We start from the raw sequence: 25435 nt of genomic DNA on the forward strand, positions 1-25435 counted from the left end.
TACCATGTGTGGGATTGTAGGATATATAGGAAATGAACAGGCGGCACCGATACTGTTAGATGGATTATCCAAGTTGGAATACCGAGGATATGATTCTGCGGGGATTGCTGTCTATAACGGAGCGGAGATCGCAGTTGCAAAGTCTAGAGGAAGATTACATGTGTTGAGTGAATTGACACAAGAGGGGAAAGGTCTTCCGGGGACAAGTGGGATTGGGCATACGAGATGGGCAACACATGGTTCACCATCGGATCAGAATGCACATCCACATGTCAACAAGGAAGAAAGTATTGTGGTAGTACATAATGGAATTATTGAGAATTATTTGAAACTCAAGAAGAAATTAGAGAAAAAAGGATATGAGTTCCAATCGGAGACAGACACGGAAGTGATCGCGCATCTTTTGGATGATTATTACAAAGGCAATCCGTTGGAGGCGATTACAAAGATCATGCATCGAATGGAAGGCTCTTATGCACTTGGAATTTTGTTCAAAGATCATCCGGGAGAACTTTACGCTGTGAGAAAAGACAGCCCGCTGATCGTAGGGCGTACAGACGGTGGAAATATCATTGCATCTGATGTTCCCGCTGTCTTGAAATATACAAGAGATGTGGTGTTTATTGAAAATGAGGAGATTGTAAAGATGACAAAAGAAGAACTGTCATTTTTTACAGCGGATGAAGAACCAATTGAGAAAACAACAACAAGAATTGAGTGGGATGTAGATGCGGCAGAAAAGGGCGGATATGAGCATTTTATGCTGAAAGAAATGTATGAACAGCCAAAAGCAATTACAGATACTGTTGCACCGAGGATCAAAGAAGAACAGATTGTGATTGAAGAATTAGGTATGAGTGATGAGGAAATCAAAAGCATTCAAAAAATTATGATCGTTGCCTGTGGATCAGCATATCACGCAGGTGTTACGAGCAAGTACATTTTTGAAGGGCTGGCAAGAATTCCGGTCGAGGTAGATGTTGCATCGGAATTTCGATATCGGGATCCAATCCTTGGAGAAGGTACACTTGTACTGATCATCAGTCAGTCAGGAGAAACGGCGGATTCACTGGCGGCATTGCGCGAAGCAAAGAGAAAAGGAAGTAAGGTACTTGGGATTGTCAATGTTGTGGGAAGTTCGATTGCAAGGGAAGCGGACAATGTGATGTATACATGGGCAGGACCGGAGATTGCAGTCGCTACTACGAAGGCATATTCCTCTCAGCTTGCAGCACTGTATCTTCTTGCAATGAAATTTGCGGGTGTGAGAGGAAAAATAGCACCAGAATTACAGAGAGAAATGTTGTCAGATTTAAGAAAACTTCCGGAACAGGTAGAAGTACTCTTAAAGCAACAGGAGAAAGTTCAGAAATTTGCAAACAGATATCTGGCTGCAAAGGACATATTTTTTATCGGGCGTGGAATTGACTATGCGATTTCGATGGAGGGATCCTTAAAGTTAAAAGAGATTTCCTATATCCATTCAGAAGCCTATGCGGCAGGAGAATTGAAACATGGAACGATTTCTCTGATCGAGGAAGGAACACTTGTGGCAGCGGTATTGACACAGGAAGATCTGTACAAGAAAATGATCAGCAATATGGTTGAGGTAAGGACGAGAGGTGCTTTTGTTCTTGCAATTACAAATGAAGGCAATACGGAAGTAGAGAGAGCCGCCGATTACGTTCTCTATATCCCAAAAACAAATAAATACTTTACAAATTCACTTGCGATCATTCCGCTGCAGCTATTTGGATATTATGTGTCAGTCGGAAGAGGATGCGATGTGGATAAGCCGAGAAATCTCGCAAAATCGGTGACAGTGGAATAAACAAGATCTAAAAACACTTTTTTTTAACGAAGAGAACACAATTCCATCACAAATATCGCTTATACTGATAATCACAAAAGCGAAAGAATATGTGAAAAGGAAGGGAGACTTGTTTATGGATAATCAATATAATTATAATACACCAAATGATCAGTTTCAAAATCAGGCAACGGGGAATGGAGGACCGGATTTTCATTTCGGACAGACAGATCCGGATTTTTCTCACAGAAAAAAAGAAAAGAAACCGCGAGATCATAAAAAAGCAGCGAAAATTGCAGGAGGGCTCTGTTTTGCAGTTGCATTTGGCGTGATTGCAAGTGCGGCGTTTCAGACAACCAATTTCGTGGGAAATGCTCTTTTCGGAGAAAAAGTAAAGACAGAAAAATCTTCTGAGAAGAAGGTCGACAGTACATCTTTGACAAGAACATCAAGCACAGTGACATCTGATGTGTCAGAAGTAGTAAACAGTGTGATGCCATCGGTTGTATCTATCACAAATATGAGTGTACAGCAAGTACAAAGTTTCTTTGGAGGAACAAGCAGTCAGGAAGTACAAAGCAGCGGTTCAGGAATCATTGTCGGACAAAATGACACAGAACTTTTGATCGCGACAAACAATCATGTTGTGGAAGGAAGTACAACATTGACTGTCAGCTTCATCAATGAGTCAAGTGCAGAAGCAAAGATTAAAGGAACAGATGCATCAAGAGACCTTGCAGTCATTGCGGTTCCACTGGAGAACATCGAAGAAGAGACGATGGGAGAAATCAAAGTAGCAACCTTGGGAGATTCCACAAAGCTTCAAGTAGGGGAGCCGGTAATTGCAATTGGAAATGCACTTGGTTATGGACAGTCAGTGACAACAGGAATTGTCAGTGCATTGAACAGACAGATTGATATGGAAGGATTTGATGCAGAATTGATTCAGACAGATGCTGCAATCAATCCGGGAAACAGTGGTGGAGCCCTTGTCAATGCGAATGGAGAGGTGATCGGAATCAATACAGTGAAAGTAAGCAGCGATGCGGTAGAGGGAATGGGATATGCAATTCCAATTTCTGATGCAAATGAGACGATCACAACTTTGATGAACAAAGAAACAAGGGAGCAGGTACCGGAAGATGAGAGAGGATTTTTAGGAGTTGAAATCACAAACGTGGAGGCAGAAAGTGCCGAATTATACGGTATGCCGACCGGTGTTTATATCAGAAATGTCATCGAAGGAACCGGAGCGGAGAAAGCAGGACTTGTGCGTGGCGGAGTCATTACAGAGCTTGACGGAAGCAGTGTAGACAGTATGACAACACTCCAGAATTTACTTTCTTACTACCGTGTGGGAGAAACTGTGACACTGACGGTAGAGATGCCGGGAAAAGACGGTTCATATGAAGAAAAAGAAGTGGAAGTTGTCTTGAGTGAAAAACAGACTGAAACAGCAATTCCAAAGAGATAGGAAAAGAAGATAATAAAAAAGAGCATCCTTCAGAAAACGAAAACATTTCCATGAATGGTTTTCTTAGAAGGATGCTCTTTCTCTTTTAGAATGTTATTCAGTGTCGCACTTGAAGCAAGATTTCATATCAAATTCAGGATTGAACGCATAGAAGTTTTTGCTGTCCAAATGATCTTGAACGATTCGGAGACTTTCACCGAAACGCTGATAATGAACAATCTCACGTTCCCGCAGAAAACGGATTGGTTCACAGATTTCAGGATCTTTCACCAACCGGAGAATATTGTCGTAAGTGGTTCGAGCTTTCTGCTCTGCGGCCATATCTTCATGGAGGTCAGTGATTGGATCCCCTTTGGATTGGAAATAAGTTGCAGTCCAAGGTGTTCCTCCGGCAGACTGAGGCCAGAGTGCGAGAGTATGGTCAACATAATATTTGTCAAAGCCAGATTCTTTGATCTGTTCCGGAGTCAGATCTTTCGTCAGTTGGTATACGATTGCACAGATCATTTCCATATGAGCAAGCTCCTCGGTACCGATATCCGTCAATGTTCCGATTACTTCCCGGTATGGCATTGTATATCGCTGGGAAAGATAACGCATAGATGCAGCGAGTTCGCCGTCGGGACCACCATAATGCAAAAACATATAATATAATGTAAAGCCCACAACAGAGGGCTTTACGAGGAATAAAGATGGAAAATTAGCTTACCGTTCTCCTTATCATAAACAATATCTTCCACTAAGCTGCGCATAAAATTACCCTTTGTCTCCATGTCAACGTCAGGATCTTTAATCACATCATACACGGTTTTAACTTTCGCAAGGACATCTTCTTTTGTAGTAGCAGATTTTTGGATAGAGGAATCTAATTCATCAAGTTGCAACTGGATATCAGCTTTTGCTTGATTGATACGATCCTTGTTTTGCTTATATTCTTCAATGGAGTCGATTCCATTTTCATAGGCTAATTTTATACGTTCTTCTCGCACGGCTATCCTTTTAAGCTCCTGCAAAAGAGGATCGCGTTCGGAAAGAGAATTTGCAAATTTGGGCGGGCGATAGGTATACTCAAAATCCATCCCATCAAGAAGTTTTTCGAAGTATTCTTCGACAGCTGCCAAAACTTTACGCTCTGTGATAAAACAAGATTCTTTATGGATTCCTTTGCTGTACTTGTAACACTGGAATCCGGTAACGGATGTCCGAGAACCATTAAAACACATAGTAGCGCCACAATATCCACATTTTAAAAGCCCGGAAATCCAATGCTGACAACTAGAAACTTCTCTGCGGTGTATTGGAACATATTGAGACTGCATTTTCTCCATGCGTGAATCAAATCGTTCTTTTGTCAGGCGGACTTCGTGAGTGCCCATAAAAGAAACACCATTCCAAATAACTAATCCATAGTAAAATGGATTCTGAAGAAGACGTCTTATGGTACGCAGCTCGAACGGTCTTCCAAGCCGAGTACGTAAGCCGAGAGCATTAAGCTTGCGAGCGATGGTAGAAAAATTTGTATTATGAAAATCATATTCGTCAGCAATAAATTGGTAAATTTTATATTCTTCCTCGTTGATGACGTAAGGTTTGCCACAACCTACGGCCTGGTATCCAAGAGGAGGCTTCAGCTGATATCCGTTTTTTTCAGCTTTTTCGCGCATGCCGCGAAGAACTTCTCCAGAAAGGCGAATAGAATAATACTCATCCATCCACTCGATGATTCGCTCGATCAGAGAGCCGAATGGTCCGTCTATCAAAGGTTCTGACACGCTTACAACGTCTACATTGGATTTCTGGCGCAACAAAGACTTGTAGACAATAGATTCTTCCTGATTGCGGGCAAAACGACTGAATTTCCATACAAGAATCAAATCGACCGGATGATCCGGAGATTTGGCAAGTCCAATCATGGCCTGGAACTCAGGGCGCTTGTCTGCCTTACGGCCGGAAACACCGAGTTCATAAAAAAATTTTAGAATTATAATATTATTTTTTGCGGCATACTCGCGTAGCAACTTTTCTTGTGAATCCGGAGAAAGCTCCTCTTGCTTGTCTGTACTTACGCGGATATAACCATAAGCATATTTTACCATGTGTATCACTCCTTGCTAATTTTATGTAAAAAAGGGTATAAAAATAACAGCCACCGAAAATATGTTTCGATTGCGATGACTGCTCGAAGATGATACAATATATGTGGTGAGTATTGTACGCATCTTCGAGATGTGTGCGTTATATACGACCTCGTATTGATTACGAGGATTAAACACTATTGGCGTAGTGTTTAGTGATTTTGAACCGTTCCTGTTGGCGCAGGGGCGGTTTTTTGCATAATAAATTAATTATTTCCATATTTTACCAGTGCATCTCCATTTATTTATAATTTATAATAAAATTATGAAGATACTACTAGATAAGATCATGTACGAGAAAAACCTAACGAATCGGCAGGTAACAATTATGACCGGGATACCAAAATCCACAATCAACCGCATCAAAAATGGAGAAGTTTCCCCATCTGCCGATACACTGGAAATCCTGGCAAAAGGATTAAAAGTAAAAATTTATGACCTTATCGACTCTCCCTACAAATAAGCGTCCCAGATCTGGGACAATTTACCATTTTGGAATAAGTTATCAGTAACTCCCTTGTTTACTTAAATGTAAGATAAAACAGAAAGAACGAATGTTCGTAAAAACTATTGAAATATAGAAGGGGGTGTAGTATCATCTATATTATAAAAAACGAACAAATGTTCTTTCGGACATGGGAGGTACATATGAATAACGAAGAGTATAAAAAATTTATTATTATTATGATTGAAAAAATTAATGACAATCAAGTGTTAGAAAAAATTTATAAATATGTGCATAAATTTTTCATTATGAGAACGGGTGAATAGCCCGTTCTTTTTATGTGAAAATATCCTTGAAAAAGTTTTTTATAACATCCCGTTCTTCTTTGCTAAGAGATAGATATTTCTCTAGCATTTTTCTGTCAATGTTATCTAAATTGTAATCTTCTGCAATTTCGTCAACAACACTTTCTGGAGTTCCGGTAAACATCTCTCCCTTACCCTCAGTAAGCCAAAAATAATTTACCCTAAACTCTCTACATATAGATAAAATCATTTGTTCGGTAAGTTTTCTTTCGTTATTCTCTATTTTTGAAATAGCAGTTTTTCCAACTCCCAAAGATTTACCAAATTTTTCGAGAGTTAAGTTTAAGAATTTTCTTAATTCTCTCACTCGTTCACCTTGAGTCATGCATTCACCTTCTTTCTGGTTATAGGATAACACTGACGCATTTGATAGTCAAGAGGAAAAGTTGGCAAAGGGAACAAAAAAGAGTTGACAAAGATGTCTAAGGGGATTATAATGTGGGCAAAGGGGACAAGAAAGGAAGTGACAATATGAAAAGTAAAGACTTAGAAGAAATCAGAGAAGATGGAAGAGAATTTGCGGAACTTATAAAGAAGATTCCGAAAGAAAGAAAAAATGAGGCTCTTAGGTTATTGGAGGGATTTGCTTTATGCGCAGAGCACATGTGTAGGAAAGCAGGATAGGAGGAGAAAATGCGCATAGATGAAGCTGTAAGAAAAGCGATTGAAGAAAATGGCAGCATCATAAGAAAAAGTACGCTGGAGAGCAATACGCGTATAAAGCCGACAAATACATATGATTGTTGCATTATTTTTACGGTTGGATCAAATCATCGACAATCGAGATATTGGAACCCGACTGCCGATGATTTGATAGCCAATGACTGGGATGTGCTTAAGGAATAAATTTAGAAATAAAATCAGCTGCATTCAACAATGATTCAGCTCGTTGATTTTCCATAGTTGAAATCGCGTAGTCAGAAAGATTGCAGTTGTACACAGTGCCATCAGCATAGAAATTGTCTAAAAAGTTATTTCGACCTAGTTCTCGAAGAACTTCTTCGAGATCATCAATATCCCAATCTGGTAAAAATTGTTCGTGAATGGACGAAGTAGAAGAAAAATTTCGGGATTGAGATTTACTAAAACCGTGTTTACGGCGATCGGAATATTCTTTATACAAAATGTATAAGACCTTTTTCGCGTCCTTAGTAAGCATTCTTAGTTCTCCTTTCATAAATACTCAGCATTGACGGATGCCTGTAATCAAAGTATAGGAGGATAAAAAGAAAAAATCAATAAGTGAGGTGAGAAAAGTGAACGCAATGGAAAGTTACAGAAATGCAGAGCGTTTAGCAAAAGAAATTATAGAAATGTGTACGAAAAAAGGAATCACATTAAAAGAATTGCAAATGCTAGAAACCGCTCTGCCGATCGCTATTGATCAAAAGGTAGAAGAATGTCTATCAAGAGAAAAATTATCGTAAGAAAAATAAGAAAGGAGTTGCAAAGGAACAACGAAGAAAAGGCAGCAGGTAGCCTTAGTGAATAGTACATTAAAGCCCATTGTTAAAATTCCTTCTAAAATCTACTCATACACATATTCACACTTCGTTGTTCCTTTGCAGCTCCTTTAAAAGAGAGCTGCATCGCCGGAGAGGAGAAAAATAAAAAAGCCCGGCAACATAAGCTGCCGGGATATAACGCAGGGTAAAAAAGAAATATACAAAGTTTATCGCTACTTGCGATAATTTACTGCCGTAATAATGGCACAAACCATTATTACGAAAGTAAATAACGAATCATAAGAAACGTACCTTCGCAAACTCCTTTCTTAATGATTATTCCCTGCGCCCTTGATAAAATGTTACTCCTTAATAAGCTCCTTTCCGGCAAATGCCATTAGAAAATTATCTAAAGGTAACAAAGACATTGTAACAAGAAATGAAAGAAAAGTCCATAGAGGTAAGAAAATGGTATATGAAAAAATAGAAAAATTAGCTGAAGAAAGAGGGATACAGATAAGAACTCTTGAAAAACAGCTGGGCTTTGGAAACAAGACGATAAAGGGATGGAAAAAATCCTCTCCATCATTGGAAAACATAGCAAAAGTAGCGAAGTTTTTCGGGGTAACAGTAGATTATTTCGTGGAAAGGTAAAGAGATATGGGAAGAATCGCAATATTTGCATTAACAACATTACTCTTCGCATCCGCTGGAATTTGCGTCTGGTGGGCGTGGAGCAGAGTGTACATTGCTATTAAAAGACGAGAAAGTGTCTTTGAAATAGAAAAAGAAACACATAAAAAGATTAAAGAAAAAGTAAAGGAGCAGGAAGAATGAAAGCAAAAATTGTAGGAGCCATCATCGCAGTAGCGGTTGTGGCAGCAGGAGTTTACGTGGCAATGTCCGGAACTTATGTGGGGCAAGGAGAAGTAGGTGTTGTATACACTGCAAAAAGTGGGGTAAAGGAAAAGACTTTAGGTCCAGGATTCCAATTTGTAGGACCGCTGGCAAAAGTAAAAGATTATCCGGTATCTCAGCAGCAACTTGTATTAAGCAATAATGCAGCGGATTTTAACGAGAAAAAGTTGGAGAAAGATACTCATGTGGATGCCCCGGCAGATGGCGGTATGGTCAAAATGAATATGACAGTAAACTACAACTTTATGCCAGAAAGAGTGACATCACTCTATGAGAAATTTAATGGGATGGATGGAGAGGAGATCGTAGAGTCTAAAGTAAAAAACTCTATTATTGCCTACATAAAAGAGGTAACTCCGAAGTTTACAGTAATGGATATTTACAGCACAAAAAGATCAGAAGTAGGAGCTGAGATTACGAAATATCTGAATGAAAAACTGAAAGGTGAATACGGAATCGAAGTACAGTCTGCGCTGATTATTGATGTCCAGTTAGACGAAGAACTGCAAAAGAAAGTGCAGGCAAAAGAACAGGCGAAGCAGGATGCTGAGAAAGCAGAACTCGATAAGCAGACAGCTATCGCGCAAGGAGAAGCTAATAAAGCAAAAGCAGAGGCGGATAAAGCAGTTACGATCACAAATGCAGAGGCAGAAGCAGAATCCAACCGAATCGTGAGCCAATCCATCACAGATGAGCTGATCCGGATGAAAGAAGCAGAGGCGAGAAAAGAGCACGGATGGGTAGAAGTGCAGGGAGCAGATACTGTCGTGACGGATAATAAGTAAAATATGACCAGGAGGACGATGAATCCTCCTGGACAAGATAAATCGTACAAGCAGCAACACATAGATTGTAGGGGAGGTGTTGGAATGAAAGGACTAGAAATTGTAAGCATGATCAAAGTGAATGGAAAATGGGAAAATCAGGATGAAATGAATCCGGAAGAAGTTGCAAAGATCATAGAAGACAAATTTGACCAGACGATGAAGACATTACATTTTGAAAGGGAAAAAATTGCGTAAAGGAGAAAAAGGAAATGAGTATTTTTGGAATTTTTAAAAAACATGAAAAAATTGAAACATATGAGAAGAGAACAGCGCCGATGGCAAAAATCATTCCATTTCCGGAGCGAGAAAAGAAAGGGTTGGAGGAATTGAAGTTTATTAATATTAATCAGCCAGTAAAAAAGAGCGCACGGTTGGGGAACCGATAATGCGCTCAAGTAATAATCCAATTTAAGTATAAAGGGAAAAAGAAGGAAAGTCAAATGATAAGGGAAAAAGCTGAGAAGATTTTGCCTGCAATAGGAATCGACATGCACTTAAAAGGCGCACAGTACATTGTATACATCATGGAACTATTCGAGGAAGGCTGGGAATGGAAAACAGTAAAAACAATGATTCTATATGAAAAAGTGGCCATGAAATACAAAGTGACATGCGGAGCAGTAGAGCGATCAATCAGATACGCATTCGGAGAAGCATTAAGCAGAGGAAACCTAAAAATGCTATCCAAGTATTTAGATACCACCGAAACACAAAACAGAAAGCTACTGGAAAGTTTATATATGAATCTGATCAAATATAAAACTCCAAAAGAGCACCTGGAAGAGACCAGGAAAGAAACAATACAAATGCTACGCTTTGTAAAGACAGAGGCAGAAAGATTGTTGGAAAATCTGGAAAAAGAAAACCCCTACGATTTGGGAGAACCGTAGGGGTAAGCTATACAGCTTTGAATAATCACCTTTAGTATAAAGTTTGTATGGCAGAATGTCAAGGAAATGAGAGGGAAAGAACCTCTTTTTAAACTTGATTAGGATATTAAACTTACGACTAAGGGAGGGCAGAAAAATGTACAAGAGAGATATATGGACCTTCAGGGACTCCATGGAGGTGGAAGAAAAGCACACCGGGAGATATGGAGCACCGGGACAGAAGCGGGAAAAGAAAAAGAAAGCTACTCCGGAGCAGATCAAGAAGCAGAACCAGTGGGTAAAAGTAAGAAAAGTAAGAAGACTGATTAAGTGGAACTTTTCAGAGGGAGACTACTGGCTAACATTTACATACAGAGCGACTGACAGACCAAAGAACATGGAGGCTGCCAAAAAGGACATGTCAAATCTCTTAAACAGATTAAAGTATCACTACAAAAAGCAGGACAAGCAGTTAAAGTGGATCCTAAAGATGGAGCAGGGAGCAAGAGGAGCCATACATGCGCATGCGATTATAAACCGGATAGATGGAGGAGACCTACTAATTAGCAAACAATGGAAAAAAGGACGAGTCCACATGCAGCTGCTTTATGAAGAGGGAGGCTTCCAAGATTTAGCAGAGTACATTGCCAAGGTATCAGATTTGTCTCAGGGCGAGCCGTATTCCAGATCTCGGAATATGATAGAGCGCGATCCAGAAACAAAGGTCATGAAACGCAGGACATGGCAAAAGGAGATTAAGCCTCCAAAAGGCTATTATGTGGACAAGACCTCCGTTGTGGAGGGAATAAATCCAGTAACCGGATACCCATATAGATACTACACATTAATCAAGATAGGGGGGGATACGAGTGTACAAGGTAAACATATACATCGAGGCGGATAAAAAAGCGCCGCAACGATTAGAAAGAAGATACTGTTTCCTCCTGGAGTACATCCGCAAGGATGGGAGGACAGAAACGAGATTTACTCTCAGATCAGTCAGATTAACCTATAACGAGGCAGTGTTAAAGGCAACTGTTGAGGCACTGGGAAAATTAAATAAAAATTGCCAAGTTGCGATTTATACCGACAATGACTATGTAAAAAGCATGTATGAGACGGAGCTGGACAAGTGGGAGCAGAAAGATTTTAAAGCAAGGACTGGCAGAGACATCGCCAGCCGGGAAGAATGGCAGTCGATTAGTGCGTACAGACGGCAGCATGTGATTAGATTTTTTGAGAGTGACAAGGAGCACACCAATCAGCTTCGTGAGGAGATGAGAGCATGCAAAGTGAGTTAGAAACTGCCTGGAAAGAAGCCAGATCCATGTATGACGGAGCTGACAGAGGCAAATACATAGGGGAAGAGCAGGTAAGGGGTACTACTTACTACTTTTACTATAACGGTAAGGAATATCTGTACGAAACAGATTACGACCGAAAACAAGAGGAAAAGAGGAGAAAACGCGATGAAGAAAGAAGAAAGACTAAGACGAGAAGGCATGGCTTACGCGCTTAGAGTAGCAAAAGAAAAAGGAATTGAAGCATTGGAAAGTGACATGAAAGCAAGGGGAATCTTGGAACTCCCTCTTGCGATGAAAAGTTATGACGGCATGAGAGAACTCTACAATATGCTTGCAATGCGGATCGTATCCACAATCAAAACAACAACACTGTGGACGTTGTATGACAAATACGGCTGGAGGAAAAAGAGAATCGGAGACTTTGAAAAGGAATTAAATAGAGTCTGCGCCGACTGTTTGGAATTGGACCGCTTTGGAGGGAGCTATGTGAGAGTAAGCGACTATGCAGCAGAACTCAAGGAAACATGCGATGTAGACCTCAATTTTGAAATCCTAAGTCAGATTGACGAGGAAAACACCAAAGCAAGAGGGCAATACATCTCGGTTGAGGCAGTGGCAGAAATCCTCCGAAATGCTGGATTAGACGAAGTGGCAGATGAAATCATCAGAAAGGTGGAGGAGAACAGATGAAAATTACAAGCATCGTAAATTTAAAAGGCGGCACTGGAAAAACAACAACCAGTGTGGCCATGATTGAACTCCTCTCACGGAAAGAGAGGGTGCTGGGGATTGACAACGACAAGCAGGGGAATCTATCCCAGGCATTTAAAAGATACACTCCAGAGCGCATGATCGGAAGCTCCGTCATGCTTTTGACCGGGAAAACCCGAGGAAACATCCTGCACACCGACAATCCATGCATAGACATCATCCCATGCAACATCTACATGGAGAAAGCGGAAAAAGAAGTGTTGCTTGGAAACGCAGCACAACATGACCGGTATCAAAAGGCACTATCCGAGTTGGTGGGATATGAGCGCTGCATAATAGACAACCCACCCGACATCGGAATGAACGTGGTAAACGCGCTGATCGCATCAGACGAGATAATAATCCCGATCAATTTGGACAATTACTCACTGGATGGAATGGTCGAGATGATGAATCAAATCCAGAATATCACAGAGATCAACCGAAAAGCCAACCTCACCGGAATCTTAATCACAGACTTTGAAAAAACCGAAGCTGCACTGCAAGCCGAAGAATGGCTGCGGAAAGAATATGGCAAACGAATCTTTAGCATAAAAATACGGCATTCCCGGCAGGCAAAGGATGCAACGCTCTGCCAAGTGCCGGTAACGCAGTACTCTTCCCGGTGCGGAGCCACCCAGGATTATAAGAAGTTTATCGAGGAGTATCTAAGGAGGGAGAGATAATGGGATTTAATGTACTGGACACATTAAACAGCAAGAGTAGGCAGCAGGCGCAGACCGGCCAGTTAAGTAATTGGTACGCAAACATGACCTACGAGGAGACCAAAGCCGGAATCCGAGACGGAATCACCAAGATCAAGGAGTCTTTTGTGGAGGTTGGGTATTATCTCCGCAAAATCCAAAGGACAGAGGAGTATAAAGCAGACGGATACAAAGACATCTGGGAGTTTGCGGATCAAGAATATGGACTGCACCGCAGCACCGCCAGCCGATGGATGAGCATAAATCAAGCATTTAGCCAAAACGGGGAAAGCCCATACCTAAAAGAGGAGTATCGGCGGTTTAGTAAGAGTCAGTTGCAGGAAATGCTTTACCTGGAAGAGGACACCCGGCAGCAGGTCACGAAAGACATGACAGTAAGGGAGATCAGGGAACTGCGTAAAACCGAGGAAAGCATTGAAAATCCAATGCAAGAAGAGATTCCGGGACAAATGGAAATACACGATTATCCGGAAGTGGTAGAAGGAATAACCGAAGAGCCTTTCCCGGAGCATCAAACGTTGAGCGAAGAGCAGCAGGAAGAACCTCGAGAAGAAATAATTGAAGCGGAATACAAAGAAGCATTTCCAATCCTAAAGAATAAAGAAGAACGGGAAGCGTTTTTAAACGATTACCACAAGTGGCCAGTATGGTGCAGAAACACATACACCGAAGAAATATTTTACCGATACGACCTCCCGGACGGAACTGCAATAATCGTAAAAGAGTATCCTTACACCAGCTGGAAAGGAGAAAGTGAAGGAAAAGAAAAGTATCTCTTAAAGCCGGACACAAAGCATTTTGCGGATGGAAAAACCAACACCACTGCCCTGATCGAGCATCTAAAGGAGGTTGGAAAGTGTCAGAAATGATGTTCCCGAAGCCGGGGAAAAGGAAAAAGACCAAAAAGAAGACAAAATCCATCATGCACAAAAAAGACGGAACATGTTACCTATGCCGACTATCTGGAAACTACGCGAAACATGCATGCGTGCAGGAACACCACATCTTTCCAGGAGCGGACCGGCAAAACAGCGAAGAAACCGGATTAAAGGTATATCTTTGAGTGCGACATCACACCTCCGGACCGGAGGCAGTACACAACAATAAAGAAAATGATCTGATCTTAAGGAAACTTGCGCAGCAGGCTTATGAGTGTAATCACACCCGAGAGGAGTTTAGAGCAAAATTCCAGGAGGATAATCTGACCGGAATTGTGGATAACACACCGGAACCCAAACAGGAAAAGTGGACAGATGGATTCCATTTTATTGACGAAGCCTTATGATCTAAGGATTTAATATATCACAGTAACTCATTAACCTATCGGAGGAGGGGCAGATCGCCCCTCAGAAAGGAGTTGAAATGAAACGAGACAAAGCGGTAAAGAAGATATTGGAAAAGGGGAAGCCCTGGCAGAGGTTGGTATTAATGCACCTGATGCGGGCAAGAATGGACTTTGCCCTCTCTGCGGAAGAAGAGAAAGCCCAGGAAGAGATAGAAAAGATTATAAATAAATTTATAAACAAGGTAATAAAGGAGATCAACAGTGAAGCTTGATATACCACCACACAAGAAACGCTGCGCAAAGTGCAAATACAGCGTAAAACTGCAATCCACAGTCTTATGTGACTACCTAGAAAAGACCGGTCATAGAAGAGACTGTGACGCAGAAACATGTACAAAATTTGAATCAAGAAGGAGAAAGAAAAATGATTAAAACAGAAAGAGGAACAACAGAAATCAAAGGAGACTTATACGAGACATTAGCGGATTATGGAGTAATCACGGTAGCAGTGAGGGAAGTGCTGGAAGAAACTATAGGAAAAGAAAGAGCCGAAGAAGAGATGCAAAAAACAATGCAATTATCGCGAATGAGCGAAGAAGAAAGAGATAAATACTTTGCAAAGGAAATAGAAATGAAAGCAGAACGGGTTGTAGAAAGTATCCGAAAAATAATTGCAGACATAAAATGAGAAGAGCCAGACTGGTGGGAAGAGCCGTGTGGCTCTTTCCGGGCAGAAGCTGATAAGAGGATGCGGAAGGAGAAAGAGAATGATTTGGATCAAAGAAGGAAATATAGAAATAGCAGGAACAGTGGAGGAAGTCAGAGCAGATTACACCATAATAACAAAAGCAGTAAGGAATAGTCTGGCCAAAATGATTGGAAAGGAAAATGCTGATAAAGAGTTGGATAAAATGGTGGCATTGGCCAAAATGGAAATAGATGACTTGGTGGAGGCTTGCTCGAAAGGAGCGACACCGGAGGAAAAAGAAGAACTGAAAAGAATACTGAAGGAAGAGACGGGAGAAGATTAGAAAATGGAAACAAGGATGGACAGAATCACAACCAGAATGATGGAGCATATCTGCGATAATCTCTGCAAGTATCCAGATCAGCTGAACGAGGAAGAATTAGAAGAGAAATGCGCAGAATGCAAGATGGGAAAATATGTATGCGACATCTTAAACCATCATAACAAATGCAAAGAGATCTGCGAGGAGTGTACAGCTTGCAGATGGCAGCAGTTAAATGGCGGCACTTGCAAAGGCGGTAAAGCAAGATGCGGGCAATTTGTTAAAGAAAGGGCATAAGAAGATGGAGAGATTAACAATTCCGGACGAGAAAATCGATGGGGGAATGAAAAGAACGTGTGTTGATGGCAGAGAAGTAAAAAATATGCCATGACATTATACTGGGCGCTGAAAAAATATGAAGATACCGGACTTACGCCGGAACAAGTGAACGAGCTGAAAGAGCGATATACGAAGAAGAAGCCAGACGAGAATGGATGCCCAGAGAAAACACATTGTAAATGTCATAATTGCGGATACATACCATTAACGATATATGCAGATGGGTATTGTCTTGGGAATATGCCGAATTACTGCGAACAATGCGGACAGAAAATTGATTGGAGCGAGGTAGAAAATGGACGAGAAGAAAGTTAGAGAAGCGATAGAACTTATTAGAATGGAAATCAATACTCTGGAAGGACTTGAAAATTGTGGGAGAGTAATAGAGGCAAAAAGAAAAAACATATAGTACTATATAATACGGCAATCGAAGCATTGGAAAAGCAGCTGCCGAAGAAAGTGGAGATGCGAACAGAATATAGAGACATAAACGGCGAATTAGTATGTTTTGATGGGTTCTGTCCTAGTTGTGGAAATACTGTGAACTCTGATAGAAATAAAAGTTGTAATCGGTGCGGACAAAAACTTGATTGGCCGGAATAGGAGAGTGGAAGAATGATTTTATTTTGTCCTGATCTAACAGGTAAAGAAGAAATAAAAGCAATATGTGTGGGAAATGGAGATTTTGTCAGACCGGTATTAAATCCATGTATTAAAGAAAAATGTGTGGCTTACAAAGATGGAAAGTGCATGAAATATGACAATGAAGTGGAGATAAAAGATGACTGATTTAGAATTGCAGAAAAAGAGATTTGTAAATCATGTAGCTAAATTCACGGATTATGGCAACATCAAGATTGTAGATTTTAAAATGCCTGATAGCGGTGAATACAGAATCAGATTCCTTTTTGAAGAAGATTATTGCCGGTTGCATATTTCTGGGGATTTAGGAGAACTTATTGCAACAAATTGTAACAATATGACATTTAAAGGTTTTTCGGATTTTGTAAATAATATTGGTTATTTTGAAGAAAAAATCGATTGCCATAACAGAAGAATATATACATATGATTCCAGAGATGCCAAAAAAGATTTAAAAGAATTATTGGAAGAATGGGATATGATGGAAGAGGTTTTACAACATGATAGATATGAGTGGGAAACAGACGAAGATAAGCTAGAAGAGTTTTATGAAGGTGTACTTGAAGATTTTTCTGAGGATACAGGAGTTGGTTCAAAAGGATATGATGCACTGTCAGAATATTTCAGTGCTGCATGGGAATTTGTTAGTGATATCGGAAAAAGACCTACAGACATTTTAGATGTGTATATGCTGGCGTTTAAATTAGCGACAGAGCAGTTAAAGGAGAAAGGAGTGATTCAATGAACGTACTAGAAAAGATTTTAGAAGAGACAAGCAATATTTACAGGGTTGTGGAAAGTAATGAAGATTTAGAATGGAACAGGGCAGTGAACAAGTGCCAGAATATTATCCATGGTTGCATGGAAGATATCCCGGATATCGCGAAACAGGCGAACGATATCCTTGAAAAGTTATCTTTCTTTTATGGACAAAGAGCGGGAAGAGAGTTGTGGAACGATAAACCAAGAAAGGTGCAGGATGAGGACATAGCTTCATTCAACCGGGATATAGATTTTTTGCGGACAATCATAAATGACCTGAATAGCAAACGTTGTGGTTGGATTCCAGTAGAAGAGAGATTGCCGGAAGAAGATGGATTCTATTTAGCAACACTAGATGGCGAGATTTGTGGGCAAGAAGAAGCTTTTACGGGACTAGCTGAGTTTGAACATGGAAAATAGATTGACGATGAAGAGGGTTATAAATGCGTTCTTGCATGGCAGCCACTTCCAGAACCATATATCAAGAATCCAAAATAGACACACCTTTAGCGTTATAGGCAGCTTGCAGGAATGTATGTATCATATCACTGGTCATCATCATTCCTTCGGGCAGCTGAAAAGAAAATGGATTGTCTGGGATGGAAAGAAATTCTTGATATAACAGAAAAGTTTCATAAGATTCATATTTTTGATAATCGAACATAGAAATGCCTCCTTGAGATAAAAAAGAATTGATAAGCCAATTATAACATTCAAGGAGGAAGTAGTAAAGGAGGGAAGCCGATGAATAAAGAAGGATATAAAGATCCAACAGCAGACAGAGCGATTTCACATGCGGAACACATCCCAAAACATGTCAAGCAAGTATTAGATGTGCTAGAGCAGGCAGCAGGGATCGCCGGATTCCGGATCAAAAGCATAGAGATCCAAGATCGGGCTACAAAAGAAAGGTTCAGACGGCGCAGATGAAGAGGAGAGTATAAAGAGTTAAGTGTCGCGGAGTATTTAACAAGAAAGGGGCTAAACATTGGACAAGGCAATATTAGTTGAATACACGGCAATGAGAGAAGAAATAAAAGATATAAAGAGGAGAATAAGAACTCTTGAAAAAGAAATAGAAAATATAACAGTAGTATCCGATTCCGTGAAAGGAACACGACCAGACGGAACGTATGGAAGCATTAAGATTACAGGTTATCCATTTCCGGAAGAGGTTAAAAAGAAAACGTATCTGAAAAGATATAAAAGGAAATTGGAAGAAAAGGAAGAAGAACTGTTGGAGCTGATGACAGAAGCAGAAGAGTACATTGAGAGTATTCCAAAAAGTGAACTCAGAATAATGTTTAGGATGTATTTTATAGACGATATGACATACATACAAGTAGCAGAATACATGAATAGAATATTCCCCAAACGGAAAGTAAAGTACACGGATGAGAATGTAAAGAAAAGAATCCAAAGATTTTTTGAAAATTTTGAAAATGTCCCACAATGTCCCGAAGAAAAGTAGTAATATGTTATTGCTACAAAGTAACTACTTCGTGAATTTTAACTCTTACCCGAGGCGACCGAGAAAAGGTTGCCTCTTCTCACGTTACGGATACTTGGCGCAGTGGTAGCGCAGCAGTCTTATAAACTGTGTGTCGCCGGTTCGATTCCGGTAGTATCTATTTAAAATTATTAAAAACTTTCCTGAAAAAGTATTGACATATGGTAAACCATATATTATAATATAATTGTAAGGAAGGTGGTGAGAAGCTGATGAGCAAAAAGAAGCACAAGAAAAAAGAGAGCTTAACAAGATTGATAATCGAATTGTTAATTTCGCTTGGGACGTTTTTAACTGGGATTGCAAATCTTATTGAAGCTCTCAAATAGGGAATGGGGCGAAAGCCCCAACCCTTTAATAAAATTATAGCTCATCTGAGAAGAAATGAAAAGAGTAAAATTTAGGGAACTATTTTTATTGTTTGCAGTGGTATCCTTTGTTGCATCTGATAGGGATATTTATTCAACCATTCTGCTTATTTTGGCATCTGTTTATTTATTGATAGATGTAGTGCCGAAATTATGGAAGGAGTGGAAAAGATGCCGATAGGAAAACCGAAACCACAAACAATCGCATCAGAAAAGTATCAGAAGAAAGCTGGGTGGATGACAAAAGGATTCAAACTGAAAAGAGAATTAGTAGAACAATTTGAATCTGCCTGCAAGGAAGCGGGAGTCAGCCAAGCTGGAAAGATAAGCGAGCTGATGCGAGAATTTATTGAAGAAGTGAATAGCAAATAACAGTGAAGCATCTGGCGAAAGCCGGGTGCTTTTCTGCGTCCTGAGCAAAGACGGTAAAAGGCTCTGGGCAAATGCCTATGTTGTGCGATGTAGCACATATACATAGCAGGATAGAGCAGTCGGAAGCTCGCCAGTCTCCTTAGCTGGAAGTCGGAGGTTCGAGTCCTTCTCCTGCAACTCAAGGAGGTACCATGACAGAACATGACATTGCATTTGTAAAAAAATGTATAAAAGAAAACATACATAGATTTTATACATGGGGGAAGTGGAAAGCAAAACGCGAAGAAGTCCTGAAGCTCGACAAATATGAATGCCAGATATGTAAGCAGAGAGGGAAGTATAAGAAAGCCACAACAGTCCATCATGTAAACTATGTAAAGAAGCATCCAGATAAAGCATTAGAAATCTGGTATTACTTTAAGGGAGAGAAAAAAAGAAATCTCATAAGTCTCTGCCATGAATGTCATGAAGAAGTACATGGATACCGTAAAAAAGAAAAGAAGAAGCCATTGACAGAGGAGAGATGGTAAAAATGAGAGAGTACCCCCGGTCGAAAAAAATCGGGTTTTAATTTGGCCGTTAGAGACCGGTGGGTGCTATTGACAAAAGAGATTTTTCCGCGCGCGCGTGAAGGAGGGGTGGTCTAAGGGCGAGAAAAACGAGAAAAGAAATATTAAGAGAAGAAATCAAAGATGACCTTTTGGAACAGTTGGCCAAGAATGGGACCACTGGGAAATATTACATCGACTTAGTAGATAAATATATGGATTTTTGGGACCTGGAAAATGACCTGATCGCAGACATAAAAAGGAGAGGGGCTGTTGTCAAATACGACAATGGCGGAGGCCAAAAAGGACAGAAGAAAAATGACTCCATAGATCAGAGAATTAAGGTGAGTGCGCAGATGCTTAAAATACTGGATAGCATTGGAATTAAGCCAGTTTCCGGAGATCCGGGAGATGATGACGATGAGCTGTAAAATCCATCCGTATATCCAGGAGTGGATTGATATTGTTGAGTGCAAAACCTATGCAGTGTGCGAAGATCAGGAGCTGCTAATCAAACATGTAAAATGGTGCTTTGAAAACGAAGATATTTTTGTCGATGGGGAGCAGTTTGAAAAGTATATGGGGCTTACCAAATACTTCCCATTTGAGGATATTTTCCCCTGGCAGAAGTTCGTAATCGGGCTGCATGATTGCACATATTGGAGCGAATCAGGGCTGCCAAGATGGCCAGATTTATTCTGCATGTTGGGGAGAGGAGCGGGGAAAGATGGTACGATTGCGGTAGAATCCGCGTGCTTAATGTCCCCATATAATGGTATCCGGGAGTACGATGTTGATATTTGTGCGAACAATGAGGATCAGGCGATGCGCCCAGTGCAGGATGTTATAAATGCCTTTGAGCAGCCATCTGTCGTAAAAAAGCTAAAGAAGTTTTTTTATTGGACAAAAGAAAAAGTAGTGAGCCTGAAAACGAAAAGTGTTATGCGAGGCAGGACGAACAGCCCGAAGGGAAAGGACGGCTTGCGATCTGGAATCTGTATCTTCAACGAGATCCATCAGTATGAAGATTATAAAAATATTAACGTATTTACAACTGGTCTTGGAAAAAAGAAACATCCGAGAAGATCTTACTATACTACAAATGGAGATGTCCGGGAAGGGCCACTGGATGATCTGCTGGAAACAGCAGAAGGAATCTTGCGGGGAGGAGAACCGGATAATGGACTTTTGCCTTTTATTTGCAGGCTGAATAAAAAAGAAGATGTCGATGACGAAGCAAATTGGCCAATGGCGAATCCATCTCTTCCGTATTTACCAAACCTGCTGGAGGAGATCCGGAAGGAATACCGGGAATGGAAGAAGAATCCAAGAAGACTACCAGCATTTATGACAAAGCGAATGAATATTCCGGAAAACGCAGAGGAGATGAGCGTAACAGATTGGGAAAACATAGCAGCTACCAATATTATTCTCCCGTGTCTGGAACGATGGAGCTGCACTTGTGGAGTGGACTATACAAAATTAAATGACTGGGCTTCGGTGGATCTACATTTTAGAGACGGAGATCAAAGATATGATATAAGCCATTCCTGGATGTGTTTGCAATCAAATGACTTGGAAAGGATAAAAGCTCCATGGAAAGAATGGGCAGATATGGGAAGACTGACTCTGGTAGATGAAAATGAAATACATCCATCAGTAATTACGGAATATATTCAGCAAGCGAAGAAAAAGTATAATATTAAAAAGCTTGCAGTTGATGATTTCCGGTTCGCATTGTTGGCGAAATATCTAAAAGAAATAGGGTTTGATTTAAAAATAAATAAAAATCTGAAACTAATAAGGCCATCAGATGTCATGAGGGTTGCGCCAGTAATTGATAGTTGCTTTACAAATCGGTGGTTTAATTGGGGGGATGCACCGGAGCTTCGCTGGGCAACAAACAATGCGAAGCTGATCAGGCATGGGAGAAAGCCAGGAAAAGAAGATGATGCTGATATGGGAAATTTTGTGTATGGGAAAATTGAAGCAAAAAGCAGGAAGACAGATCCGTTTATGGCATTGGTAGCGGCAATGACCATAGAAGATGAGTTACCACAGAAGAGACCAAAGCCAACCCCGGCAACGATGGTATATAGCTATTAAGGAGGTGAGAGTAGGAAGTTAAGCATAAAAGACTGGCTGATCAAGAAGTTGGGAATCGGAAATATCAGTATTAACATGCAGGACATTATGGATGACAAAGAAGTGCAGGGAGCCATCTACGAGGTCTATCTCAGAGAACTGGCTTTTTGGACTTGCGTAAATAAAATTGCAAATGCAGTGAGTAAATGTGAGTTTAAGACTTACGTAAAAGGAAAAGAAGTTAAAGCTGCAGAGTATTATCTTTGGAATTATGAGCCGAATCAAAATCAGAATGCAGCAGGATTCGTGAACAAACTCATTGGAAAATTGTATAGAAACAATGAATGCCTTGTCGTGGAAGTAAACAAAAAATTGTATGTAGCTGATTCTTACTGCAAAGAAATTTTTGCTTTGAAAGATTACAAGTTTAGCGGAATTGTCATTGACGGATATGAACTATCAGAAACATTGGAAATGTCGGATGTCATGTTTTTTGAGTTGAACTCAAATGACATGAGGAAATTGATGAACGGAATGTACGAGACGTACTCCAAACTGATTGTGTATGCGCAGGAAGCATACAAGAAATCAAGAGGGAAAAAAGGAATTTTAAAGATAGAAGCAATCGCTCAAGAAGATGATAATTTCAACGAAAATTTCGATCAGCTCATGACGGAACATTTCAAAAATTTCTTCAGTAAAGAAAATGCAGTATTGCCATTATTTAATGGATACGAGTATCAGGATATATCGGACAGCGGAAAGACGTATTCCACTGAGTCTACAAGAGATATCAAATCACTTGCAGATGATATATTCGAATTTACTGCCAGAGGATTTTCCTTCCCGCCGAGCCTTGCAAAAGGAGATGTACAGGATACCGGAAAAGCAATTGATGAGCTGCTGACTTTTGTCGTAGATCCATTGATTAAAATGTTGCAGCAGGAGATCAACCGGAAACGGAATGGGTACGAAGGATTTAAGCAAGGAACGTATATCAAAATTGAAACACTTGCGGTAAAACATATTGATATTTTTGACATCGCGACACCAGTGGACAAGTTAATATCAAGCGGAGCCTTTACGATTAATGATATTTTAGAAGTGCTCGGAAAACCTCGGATTGAAGAGGAATGGGCGAATCAGCATTTTATGACCAAGAATTACAGTAAGATTCAAGACCTGCTTGCAGGATTGGATAAAAATGATACTCAGTGAAAGGGGTGAGAAAAGGAAGAACATTACAAATTGGAGAATAGAGCCAGTGCAGGCAGAAAATAAAACCCTTCTGTACATCTACGATGATGTAACAGAATATGGAGAATTTGACTGGAATGCGTGGGAATACAAAGACTCTGAAACATCTGCTAAGTATTTTGCGGAGAAACTTTCGGATATTCCAGAAGGACAGACAATAGAGCTGCATATCAATTCCAATGGAGGATCCGTGAAAGAGGGAGTGGCAATCTATAACCTGCTGAAACAGTGCTCGAACAAAAAGGTAGGTATTGTGGACGGGGTGGCACACAGTGTTGCATTTTTAATTTTGCAGGCATGCGATGAAAGAAAAATGTGTCTGGGAACAACAGCGCTTGTCCATGATATGTGGATGTATTGCTCCGGAAACGCAGCGCAGCTTAGAAAGTATGCCGATGATCTTGACGACATGATGGAAGCAAACCGGCAGGTGTTTTTGGAAAGAGCAAATATCAGCGAAGAAGAACTGATTGAACTGATGCAAAACGAAACGTATCTGACACCGGATAAAGCTTTGGAATACGGTCTGATCGACGAGATTATGAATAAAAAAACAGAAACAGCAGGAAATGAAGAAATTTTGGAAAAACTGTCAAGCATGCAAAGGCAGCTGAACAGCCAGGAGAGCTTCCGGCAGCAGATCGCAAAAATGAAAGAGCAGCAGCTGGAGAAGCCGGAGAAAAATAAAATCTTAGAACTTTTTAAAGGAGGAACAATACAAGGAAAAATTTAGATGTAATTGAAATGGAAAAAAAGGCTATCGTACAGAAAATGAACGATGCAATCAAAGACGGAGATACAGAACAGTTTCAAGCAGCGTTTGTGGAGCTGTGTGATAAAATCCAGGAAAATGTTTTAGAGCAGGCAAAAGCGATCGTAGAAGAAACAGATCAGAAAATCTTATCTGACAGAGGGGTCAGACAGCTGACATCAAAAGAGAGAGAATATTATCAGAAACTCTCTGAAGCAATGAAAGCACCTAACCCAAAACAGGCAGTAGAAAACCTCGATGTGGTGATGCCATTTACAATCTTGGATAAAGTATTTGAGGATTTAAAAACAAATCACCCATTACTGTCCAAGATCCAGTTTACTTCCGTGACTGGTCTGACGAGAATGATGATGAATACCAATGGATACCAGAAAGCTGCTTGGGGAAAACTCTGCGCAGAGATCATCCAGGAACTCACATCAGGATTTAGGGAAGTAGATGTAACATTAAGCAAGTTATCTGCATTCCTTCCGGTTTGCAAAGCAATGCTAGATCTTGGTCCAGAGTGGTTGGACAGATATGTTAGAGAAGTGTTATACGAAGCACTTGCAAACGGATTAGAAGACGGTATTGTAAACGGTACTGGAAAAGATATGCCGATTGGGATGACTAGACAGGTAGGAGAAAATGTATTGGTAAGAGGAGGAGAATATCCAGAAAAGAAGCCAATTAAAATCACAAAGCTTGATGATATACAGCTCGGAAAGCTCGCAGCAATCATGGCAAACAATGAGAAAGGACAGTCAAGAACAGTGGATTCACTGATTCTTGTAGTAAATCCAGCGGATTATTTCAGTAAAGTCCTTCCGGCAACACAGAGACCAGCACCAGGCGGCGGATATGTGAGTACACTTCCATTCCCGATTGAGGTTATCCAGTCTCCGGCGGTAGCTGTAGGCAAAGCGGTATTCGGAATGGCAAAACTGTATTTTATGGGATCAGGAATTGAAAACGGAGGAAGAATCTTATACTCTGACGATTACAGATTCCTGGAAGATGAAAGAGTATATCTAATTAAAATGTATGGGCACGGATTTGCTATGGATGACAATGCATTTGTGTTATTAGACATTACAGCATTACAGCCAACCAGATACGAAGTGGAGGTAGTGCAGCCAGAGGAGAATGTTGAGAATGCAAACCTTGCTGACTTTAAGGTTGGAGGACATGCACTTACACCACCATTTACAGAAGGGACTCTGACATACACTTTAACAACAACGGATGCATCTAACACCGTGCAGGCAGTGGTTGCAGATACGACTGCGGAGGTAGAGATCACTTGGAATGAGAAGCCGATTGCAAATGGAAGCAGAGTAAACTGGCAGGAAGGAGCCGGAAATATCGTGAAAGCAAAAGTAACAGATGGTAAGACGACAAAGACATACCAAATTACTGTTACAAAGAATAAGGAGTAA

42 protein-coding genes and 2 tRNA genes are annotated in these 25435 nt (G+C 40.5%); 39 read left to right on the forward strand and 5 right to left on the reverse strand.

The window, feature by feature from the left end; genetic code table 11:
* The first annotated feature begins 4 nt into the window (after nucleotides 1-4).
* Both glmS and ACESPO_RS08875 read left to right on the forward strand, forming a co-directional pair.
* Nucleotides 5-1831, forward strand: a complete 1827-nt coding sequence (gene glmS, locus ACESPO_RS08870; protein ID WP_499788695.1) for a glutamine--fructose-6-phosphate transaminase (isomerizing) — start codon at nucleotides 5-7, stop codon at nucleotides 1829-1831.
* Between the two features lie 115 nt (nucleotides 1832-1946).
* Nucleotides 1947-3284 (forward strand): S1C family serine protease, encoded by a 1338-nt coding sequence (locus ACESPO_RS08875; RefSeq protein ID WP_008976478.1) that lies wholly within the window; start codon nucleotides 1947-1949, stop codon nucleotides 3282-3284.
* Between the two features lie 93 nt (nucleotides 3285-3377).
* Here the strand turns inward: ACESPO_RS08875 and ACESPO_RS08880 are convergent, their stop codons facing one another.
* The gene (locus ACESPO_RS08880; protein ID WP_499788753.1) at nucleotides 3378-3929 is read right to left on the reverse strand and encodes a manganese catalase family protein; all 552 of its coding nucleotides are present in this window, start codon (nucleotides 3927-3929) and stop codon (nucleotides 3378-3380) included.
* Between the two features lie 32 nt (nucleotides 3930-3961).
* Entirely contained in the window at nucleotides 3962-5380 is a 1419-nt protein-coding gene (locus ACESPO_RS08885; RefSeq protein WP_499788696.1) for a recombinase family protein, read from the reverse strand.
* 328 nt (nucleotides 5381-5708) lie between these two features.
* Here ACESPO_RS08885 and ACESPO_RS08890 point away from each other — a divergent pair, with 328 nt between their 5' ends.
* Together ACESPO_RS08890 and ACESPO_RS08895 are read left to right on the forward strand one after the other, a co-directional pair.
* Nucleotides 5709-5882 (forward strand): helix-turn-helix domain-containing protein, encoded by a 174-nt coding sequence (locus ACESPO_RS08890; RefSeq protein WP_306306572.1) that lies wholly within the window; start codon nucleotides 5709-5711, stop codon nucleotides 5880-5882.
* A 185-nt stretch (nucleotides 5883-6067) separates the two neighbouring features.
* Entirely contained in the window at nucleotides 6068-6190 is a 123-nt protein-coding gene (locus ACESPO_RS08895; RefSeq protein ID WP_278320662.1) for a hypothetical protein, read from the forward strand.
* Between the two features lie 10 nt (nucleotides 6191-6200).
* On the opposite strand, the gene ACESPO_RS08900 is transcribed toward ACESPO_RS08895, so the two are convergent.
* Nucleotides 6201-6536, reverse strand: a complete 336-nt coding sequence (locus ACESPO_RS08900) for a helix-turn-helix domain-containing protein (protein WP_306306571.1) — start codon at nucleotides 6534-6536, stop codon at nucleotides 6201-6203.
* 164 nt (nucleotides 6537-6700) lie between these two features.
* Here ACESPO_RS08900 and ACESPO_RS08905 point away from each other — a divergent pair, with 164 nt between their 5' ends.
* Both ACESPO_RS08905 and ACESPO_RS08910 read left to right on the forward strand, forming a co-directional pair.
* Nucleotides 6701-6853, forward strand: a complete 153-nt coding sequence (locus ACESPO_RS08905; RefSeq protein WP_165851583.1) for a hypothetical protein — start codon at nucleotides 6701-6703, stop codon at nucleotides 6851-6853.
* 9 nt (nucleotides 6854-6862) lie between these two features.
* Entirely contained in the window at nucleotides 6863-7075 is a 213-nt protein-coding gene (locus tag ACESPO_RS08910) for a Thoeris anti-defense Tad2 family protein (RefSeq protein WP_499788697.1), read from the forward strand.
* Here ACESPO_RS08910 and ACESPO_RS08915 read toward each other — a convergent pair.
* Nucleotides 7065-7388: a hypothetical protein gene (locus ACESPO_RS08915; RefSeq protein ID WP_499788698.1), complete on the reverse strand. Its 324-nt coding sequence runs from the start codon at nucleotides 7386-7388 to the stop codon at nucleotides 7065-7067. The two genes, ACESPO_RS08910 and ACESPO_RS08915, sit on opposite strands and share 11 nt — an antisense overlap.
* 97 nt (nucleotides 7389-7485) lie before the next feature.
* Here ACESPO_RS08915 and ACESPO_RS08920 point away from each other — a divergent pair, with 97 nt between their 5' ends.
* The 22 genes from ACESPO_RS08920 to ACESPO_RS09025 all read left to right on the forward strand — a co-directional run bounded on the left by ACESPO_RS08920 (nucleotide 7486) and on the right by ACESPO_RS09025 (nucleotide 17525).
* Entirely contained in the window at nucleotides 7486-7656 is a 171-nt protein-coding gene (locus ACESPO_RS08920; RefSeq protein ID WP_499788699.1) for a hypothetical protein, read from the forward strand.
* A 486-nt stretch (nucleotides 7657-8142) separates the two neighbouring features.
* Nucleotides 8143-8328 (forward strand): helix-turn-helix domain-containing protein, encoded by a 186-nt coding sequence (locus ACESPO_RS08925; protein WP_116441689.1) that lies wholly within the window; start codon nucleotides 8143-8145, stop codon nucleotides 8326-8328.
* 6 nt (nucleotides 8329-8334) lie between these two features.
* Entirely contained in the window at nucleotides 8335-8511 is a 177-nt protein-coding gene (locus ACESPO_RS08930) for a hypothetical protein (RefSeq protein WP_499788700.1), read from the forward strand.
* On the forward strand, nucleotides 8508-9377 hold the full coding sequence (locus tag ACESPO_RS08935; RefSeq protein WP_499788701.1) for a prohibitin family protein: 870 nt from the start codon (nucleotides 8508-8510) through the stop codon (nucleotides 9375-9377). The genes ACESPO_RS08930 and ACESPO_RS08935 overlap by 4 nt, the downstream gene beginning before the upstream one ends.
* Before the next feature lie 84 nt (nucleotides 9378-9461).
* Nucleotides 9462-9614 (forward strand): hypothetical protein, encoded by a 153-nt coding sequence (locus ACESPO_RS08940; protein ID WP_499788702.1) that lies wholly within the window; start codon nucleotides 9462-9464, stop codon nucleotides 9612-9614.
* Nucleotides 9615-9628: 14 nt separating this feature from the next.
* Nucleotides 9629-9805, forward strand: a complete 177-nt coding sequence (locus ACESPO_RS08945; RefSeq protein ID WP_499788703.1) for a hypothetical protein — start codon at nucleotides 9629-9631, stop codon at nucleotides 9803-9805.
* A gap of 54 nt (nucleotides 9806-9859) precedes the next feature.
* Nucleotides 9860-10309: a sporulation initiation factor Spo0A C-terminal domain-containing protein gene (locus tag ACESPO_RS08950; protein WP_499788704.1), complete on the forward strand. Its 450-nt coding sequence runs from the start codon at nucleotides 9860-9862 to the stop codon at nucleotides 10307-10309.
* Between the two features lie 136 nt (nucleotides 10310-10445).
* The gene (locus ACESPO_RS08955) at nucleotides 10446-11192 is read left to right on the forward strand and encodes a rolling circle replication-associated protein (protein ID WP_499788705.1); all 747 of its coding nucleotides are present in this window, start codon (nucleotides 10446-10448) and stop codon (nucleotides 11190-11192) included.
* Nucleotides 11158-11589, forward strand: a complete 432-nt coding sequence (locus ACESPO_RS08960) for an RNase H family protein (RefSeq protein ID WP_499788706.1) — start codon at nucleotides 11158-11160, stop codon at nucleotides 11587-11589. Before ACESPO_RS08955 ends, ACESPO_RS08960 begins: the two co-directional genes overlap by 35 nt.
* A complete protein-coding gene (locus tag ACESPO_RS08965; protein ID WP_499788707.1) occupies nucleotides 11574-11807 on the forward strand; it encodes a hypothetical protein in 234 nt (77 codons plus the stop codon). Before ACESPO_RS08960 ends, ACESPO_RS08965 begins: the two co-directional genes overlap by 16 nt.
* Entirely contained in the window at nucleotides 11758-12282 is a 525-nt protein-coding gene (locus ACESPO_RS08970) for a hypothetical protein (protein ID WP_499788708.1), read from the forward strand. The genes ACESPO_RS08965 and ACESPO_RS08970 overlap by 50 nt, the downstream gene beginning before the upstream one ends.
* Nucleotides 12279-13028: a ParA family protein gene (locus ACESPO_RS08975; RefSeq protein ID WP_499788709.1), complete on the forward strand. Its 750-nt coding sequence runs from the start codon at nucleotides 12279-12281 to the stop codon at nucleotides 13026-13028. Before ACESPO_RS08970 ends, ACESPO_RS08975 begins: the two co-directional genes overlap by 4 nt.
* Nucleotides 13028-13936 carry a hypothetical protein gene (locus ACESPO_RS08980; RefSeq protein WP_499788710.1) on the forward strand — a complete coding sequence of 303 codons (909 nt, stop codon included), beginning with the start codon at nucleotides 13028-13030 and terminating at the stop codon, nucleotides 13934-13936. The genes ACESPO_RS08975 and ACESPO_RS08980 overlap by 1 nt, the downstream gene beginning before the upstream one ends.
* Before the next feature lie 194 nt (nucleotides 13937-14130).
* Nucleotides 14131-14352: a hypothetical protein gene (locus ACESPO_RS08985; RefSeq protein WP_499788711.1), complete on the forward strand. Its 222-nt coding sequence runs from the start codon at nucleotides 14131-14133 to the stop codon at nucleotides 14350-14352.
* Nucleotides 14353-14429: 77 nt separating this feature from the next.
* Nucleotides 14430-14624 carry a hypothetical protein gene (locus ACESPO_RS08990; RefSeq protein WP_116441699.1) on the forward strand — a complete coding sequence of 65 codons (195 nt, stop codon included), beginning with the start codon at nucleotides 14430-14432 and terminating at the stop codon, nucleotides 14622-14624.
* A 152-nt stretch (nucleotides 14625-14776) separates the two neighbouring features.
* Nucleotides 14777-15040, forward strand: a complete 264-nt coding sequence (locus tag ACESPO_RS08995) for a hypothetical protein (RefSeq protein ID WP_116441700.1) — start codon at nucleotides 14777-14779, stop codon at nucleotides 15038-15040.
* 79 nt (nucleotides 15041-15119) lie between these two features.
* A complete protein-coding gene (locus tag ACESPO_RS09000; RefSeq protein ID WP_317344550.1) occupies nucleotides 15120-15383 on the forward strand; it encodes a hypothetical protein in 264 nt (87 codons plus the stop codon).
* 3 nt (nucleotides 15384-15386) lie between these two features.
* Complete coding sequence (locus ACESPO_RS09005; protein ID WP_499788712.1) at nucleotides 15387-15659, forward strand: hypothetical protein; 273 nt, start codon at nucleotides 15387-15389, stop codon at nucleotides 15657-15659.
* A 90-nt stretch (nucleotides 15660-15749) separates the two neighbouring features.
* Entirely contained in the window at nucleotides 15750-16016 is a 267-nt protein-coding gene (locus ACESPO_RS09010) for a hypothetical protein (RefSeq protein ID WP_499788713.1), read from the forward strand.
* A 300-nt stretch (nucleotides 16017-16316) separates the two neighbouring features.
* Nucleotides 16317-16490 (forward strand): hypothetical protein, encoded by a 174-nt coding sequence (locus ACESPO_RS09015; protein WP_499788714.1) that lies wholly within the window; start codon nucleotides 16317-16319, stop codon nucleotides 16488-16490.
* Complete coding sequence (locus ACESPO_RS09020) at nucleotides 16483-17088, forward strand: hypothetical protein (protein ID WP_499788715.1); 606 nt, start codon at nucleotides 16483-16485, stop codon at nucleotides 17086-17088. Before ACESPO_RS09015 ends, ACESPO_RS09020 begins: the two co-directional genes overlap by 8 nt.
* On the forward strand, nucleotides 17085-17525 hold the full coding sequence (locus ACESPO_RS09025; RefSeq protein WP_499788716.1) for a hypothetical protein: 441 nt from the start codon (nucleotides 17085-17087) through the stop codon (nucleotides 17523-17525). Before ACESPO_RS09020 ends, ACESPO_RS09025 begins: the two co-directional genes overlap by 4 nt.
* Before the next feature lie 61 nt (nucleotides 17526-17586).
* Here ACESPO_RS09025 and ACESPO_RS09030 read toward each other — a convergent pair whose 3' ends face one another.
* Complete coding sequence (locus ACESPO_RS09030) at nucleotides 17587-17769, reverse strand: hypothetical protein (protein ID WP_317344554.1); 183 nt, start codon at nucleotides 17767-17769, stop codon at nucleotides 17587-17589.
* 80 nt (nucleotides 17770-17849) lie between these two features.
* Here ACESPO_RS09030 and ACESPO_RS09035 point away from each other — a divergent pair, with 80 nt between their 5' ends.
* The 11 genes from ACESPO_RS09035 to ACESPO_RS09085 all read left to right on the forward strand — a co-directional run bounded on the left by ACESPO_RS09035 (nucleotide 17850) and on the right by ACESPO_RS09085 (nucleotide 25435).
* Nucleotides 17850-18035 carry a hypothetical protein gene (locus ACESPO_RS09035; protein ID WP_499788717.1) on the forward strand — a complete coding sequence of 62 codons (186 nt, stop codon included), beginning with the start codon at nucleotides 17850-17852 and terminating at the stop codon, nucleotides 18033-18035.
* Between the two features lie 58 nt (nucleotides 18036-18093).
* On the forward strand, nucleotides 18094-18576 hold the full coding sequence (locus tag ACESPO_RS09040) for a hypothetical protein (protein ID WP_320853229.1): 483 nt from the start codon (nucleotides 18094-18096) through the stop codon (nucleotides 18574-18576).
* Nucleotides 18577-18664: 88 nt separating this feature from the next.
* Nucleotides 18665-18736, forward strand: a tRNA-Ile gene (locus tag ACESPO_RS09045).
* A gap of 418 nt (nucleotides 18737-19154) precedes the next feature.
* Nucleotides 19155-19355 (forward strand): chemotaxis protein, encoded by a 201-nt coding sequence (locus ACESPO_RS09050; RefSeq protein ID WP_499788718.1) that lies wholly within the window; start codon nucleotides 19155-19157, stop codon nucleotides 19353-19355.
* A gap of 104 nt (nucleotides 19356-19459) precedes the next feature.
* Nucleotides 19460-19532 (forward strand) — tRNA-Arg (locus tag ACESPO_RS09055).
* A 14-nt stretch (nucleotides 19533-19546) separates the two neighbouring features.
* The gene (locus ACESPO_RS09060; RefSeq protein ID WP_499788719.1) at nucleotides 19547-19885 is read left to right on the forward strand and encodes an HNH endonuclease; all 339 of its coding nucleotides are present in this window, start codon (nucleotides 19547-19549) and stop codon (nucleotides 19883-19885) included.
* Between the two features lie 170 nt (nucleotides 19886-20055).
* A complete protein-coding gene (locus ACESPO_RS09065; RefSeq protein ID WP_499788720.1) occupies nucleotides 20056-20334 on the forward strand; it encodes a P27 family phage terminase small subunit in 279 nt (92 codons plus the stop codon).
* Nucleotides 20324-22009, forward strand: a complete 1686-nt coding sequence (locus ACESPO_RS09070; protein ID WP_499788721.1) for a terminase TerL endonuclease subunit — start codon at nucleotides 20324-20326, stop codon at nucleotides 22007-22009. The genes ACESPO_RS09065 and ACESPO_RS09070 overlap by 11 nt, the downstream gene beginning before the upstream one ends.
* Before the next feature lie 48 nt (nucleotides 22010-22057).
* Complete coding sequence (locus ACESPO_RS09075) at nucleotides 22058-23206, forward strand: phage portal protein (RefSeq protein WP_499788722.1); 1149 nt, start codon at nucleotides 22058-22060, stop codon at nucleotides 23204-23206.
* 46 nt (nucleotides 23207-23252) lie between these two features.
* Complete coding sequence (locus ACESPO_RS09080; RefSeq protein ID WP_499788723.1) at nucleotides 23253-23978, forward strand: head maturation protease, ClpP-related; 726 nt, start codon at nucleotides 23253-23255, stop codon at nucleotides 23976-23978.
* Nucleotides 23979-23989: 11 nt separating this feature from the next.
* Nucleotides 23990-25435, forward strand: coding sequence for a phage major capsid protein (locus ACESPO_RS09085; protein ID WP_499788724.1), 1446 nt, complete (start codon nucleotides 23990-23992; stop codon nucleotides 25433-25435).

This window comes from Coprococcus sp. HPP0074, from assembly GCF_964238105.1.
GTDB classification, from domain to species: Bacteria; Bacillota; Clostridia; order Lachnospirales; family Lachnospiraceae; genus Faecalimonas; species Faecalimonas umbilicata.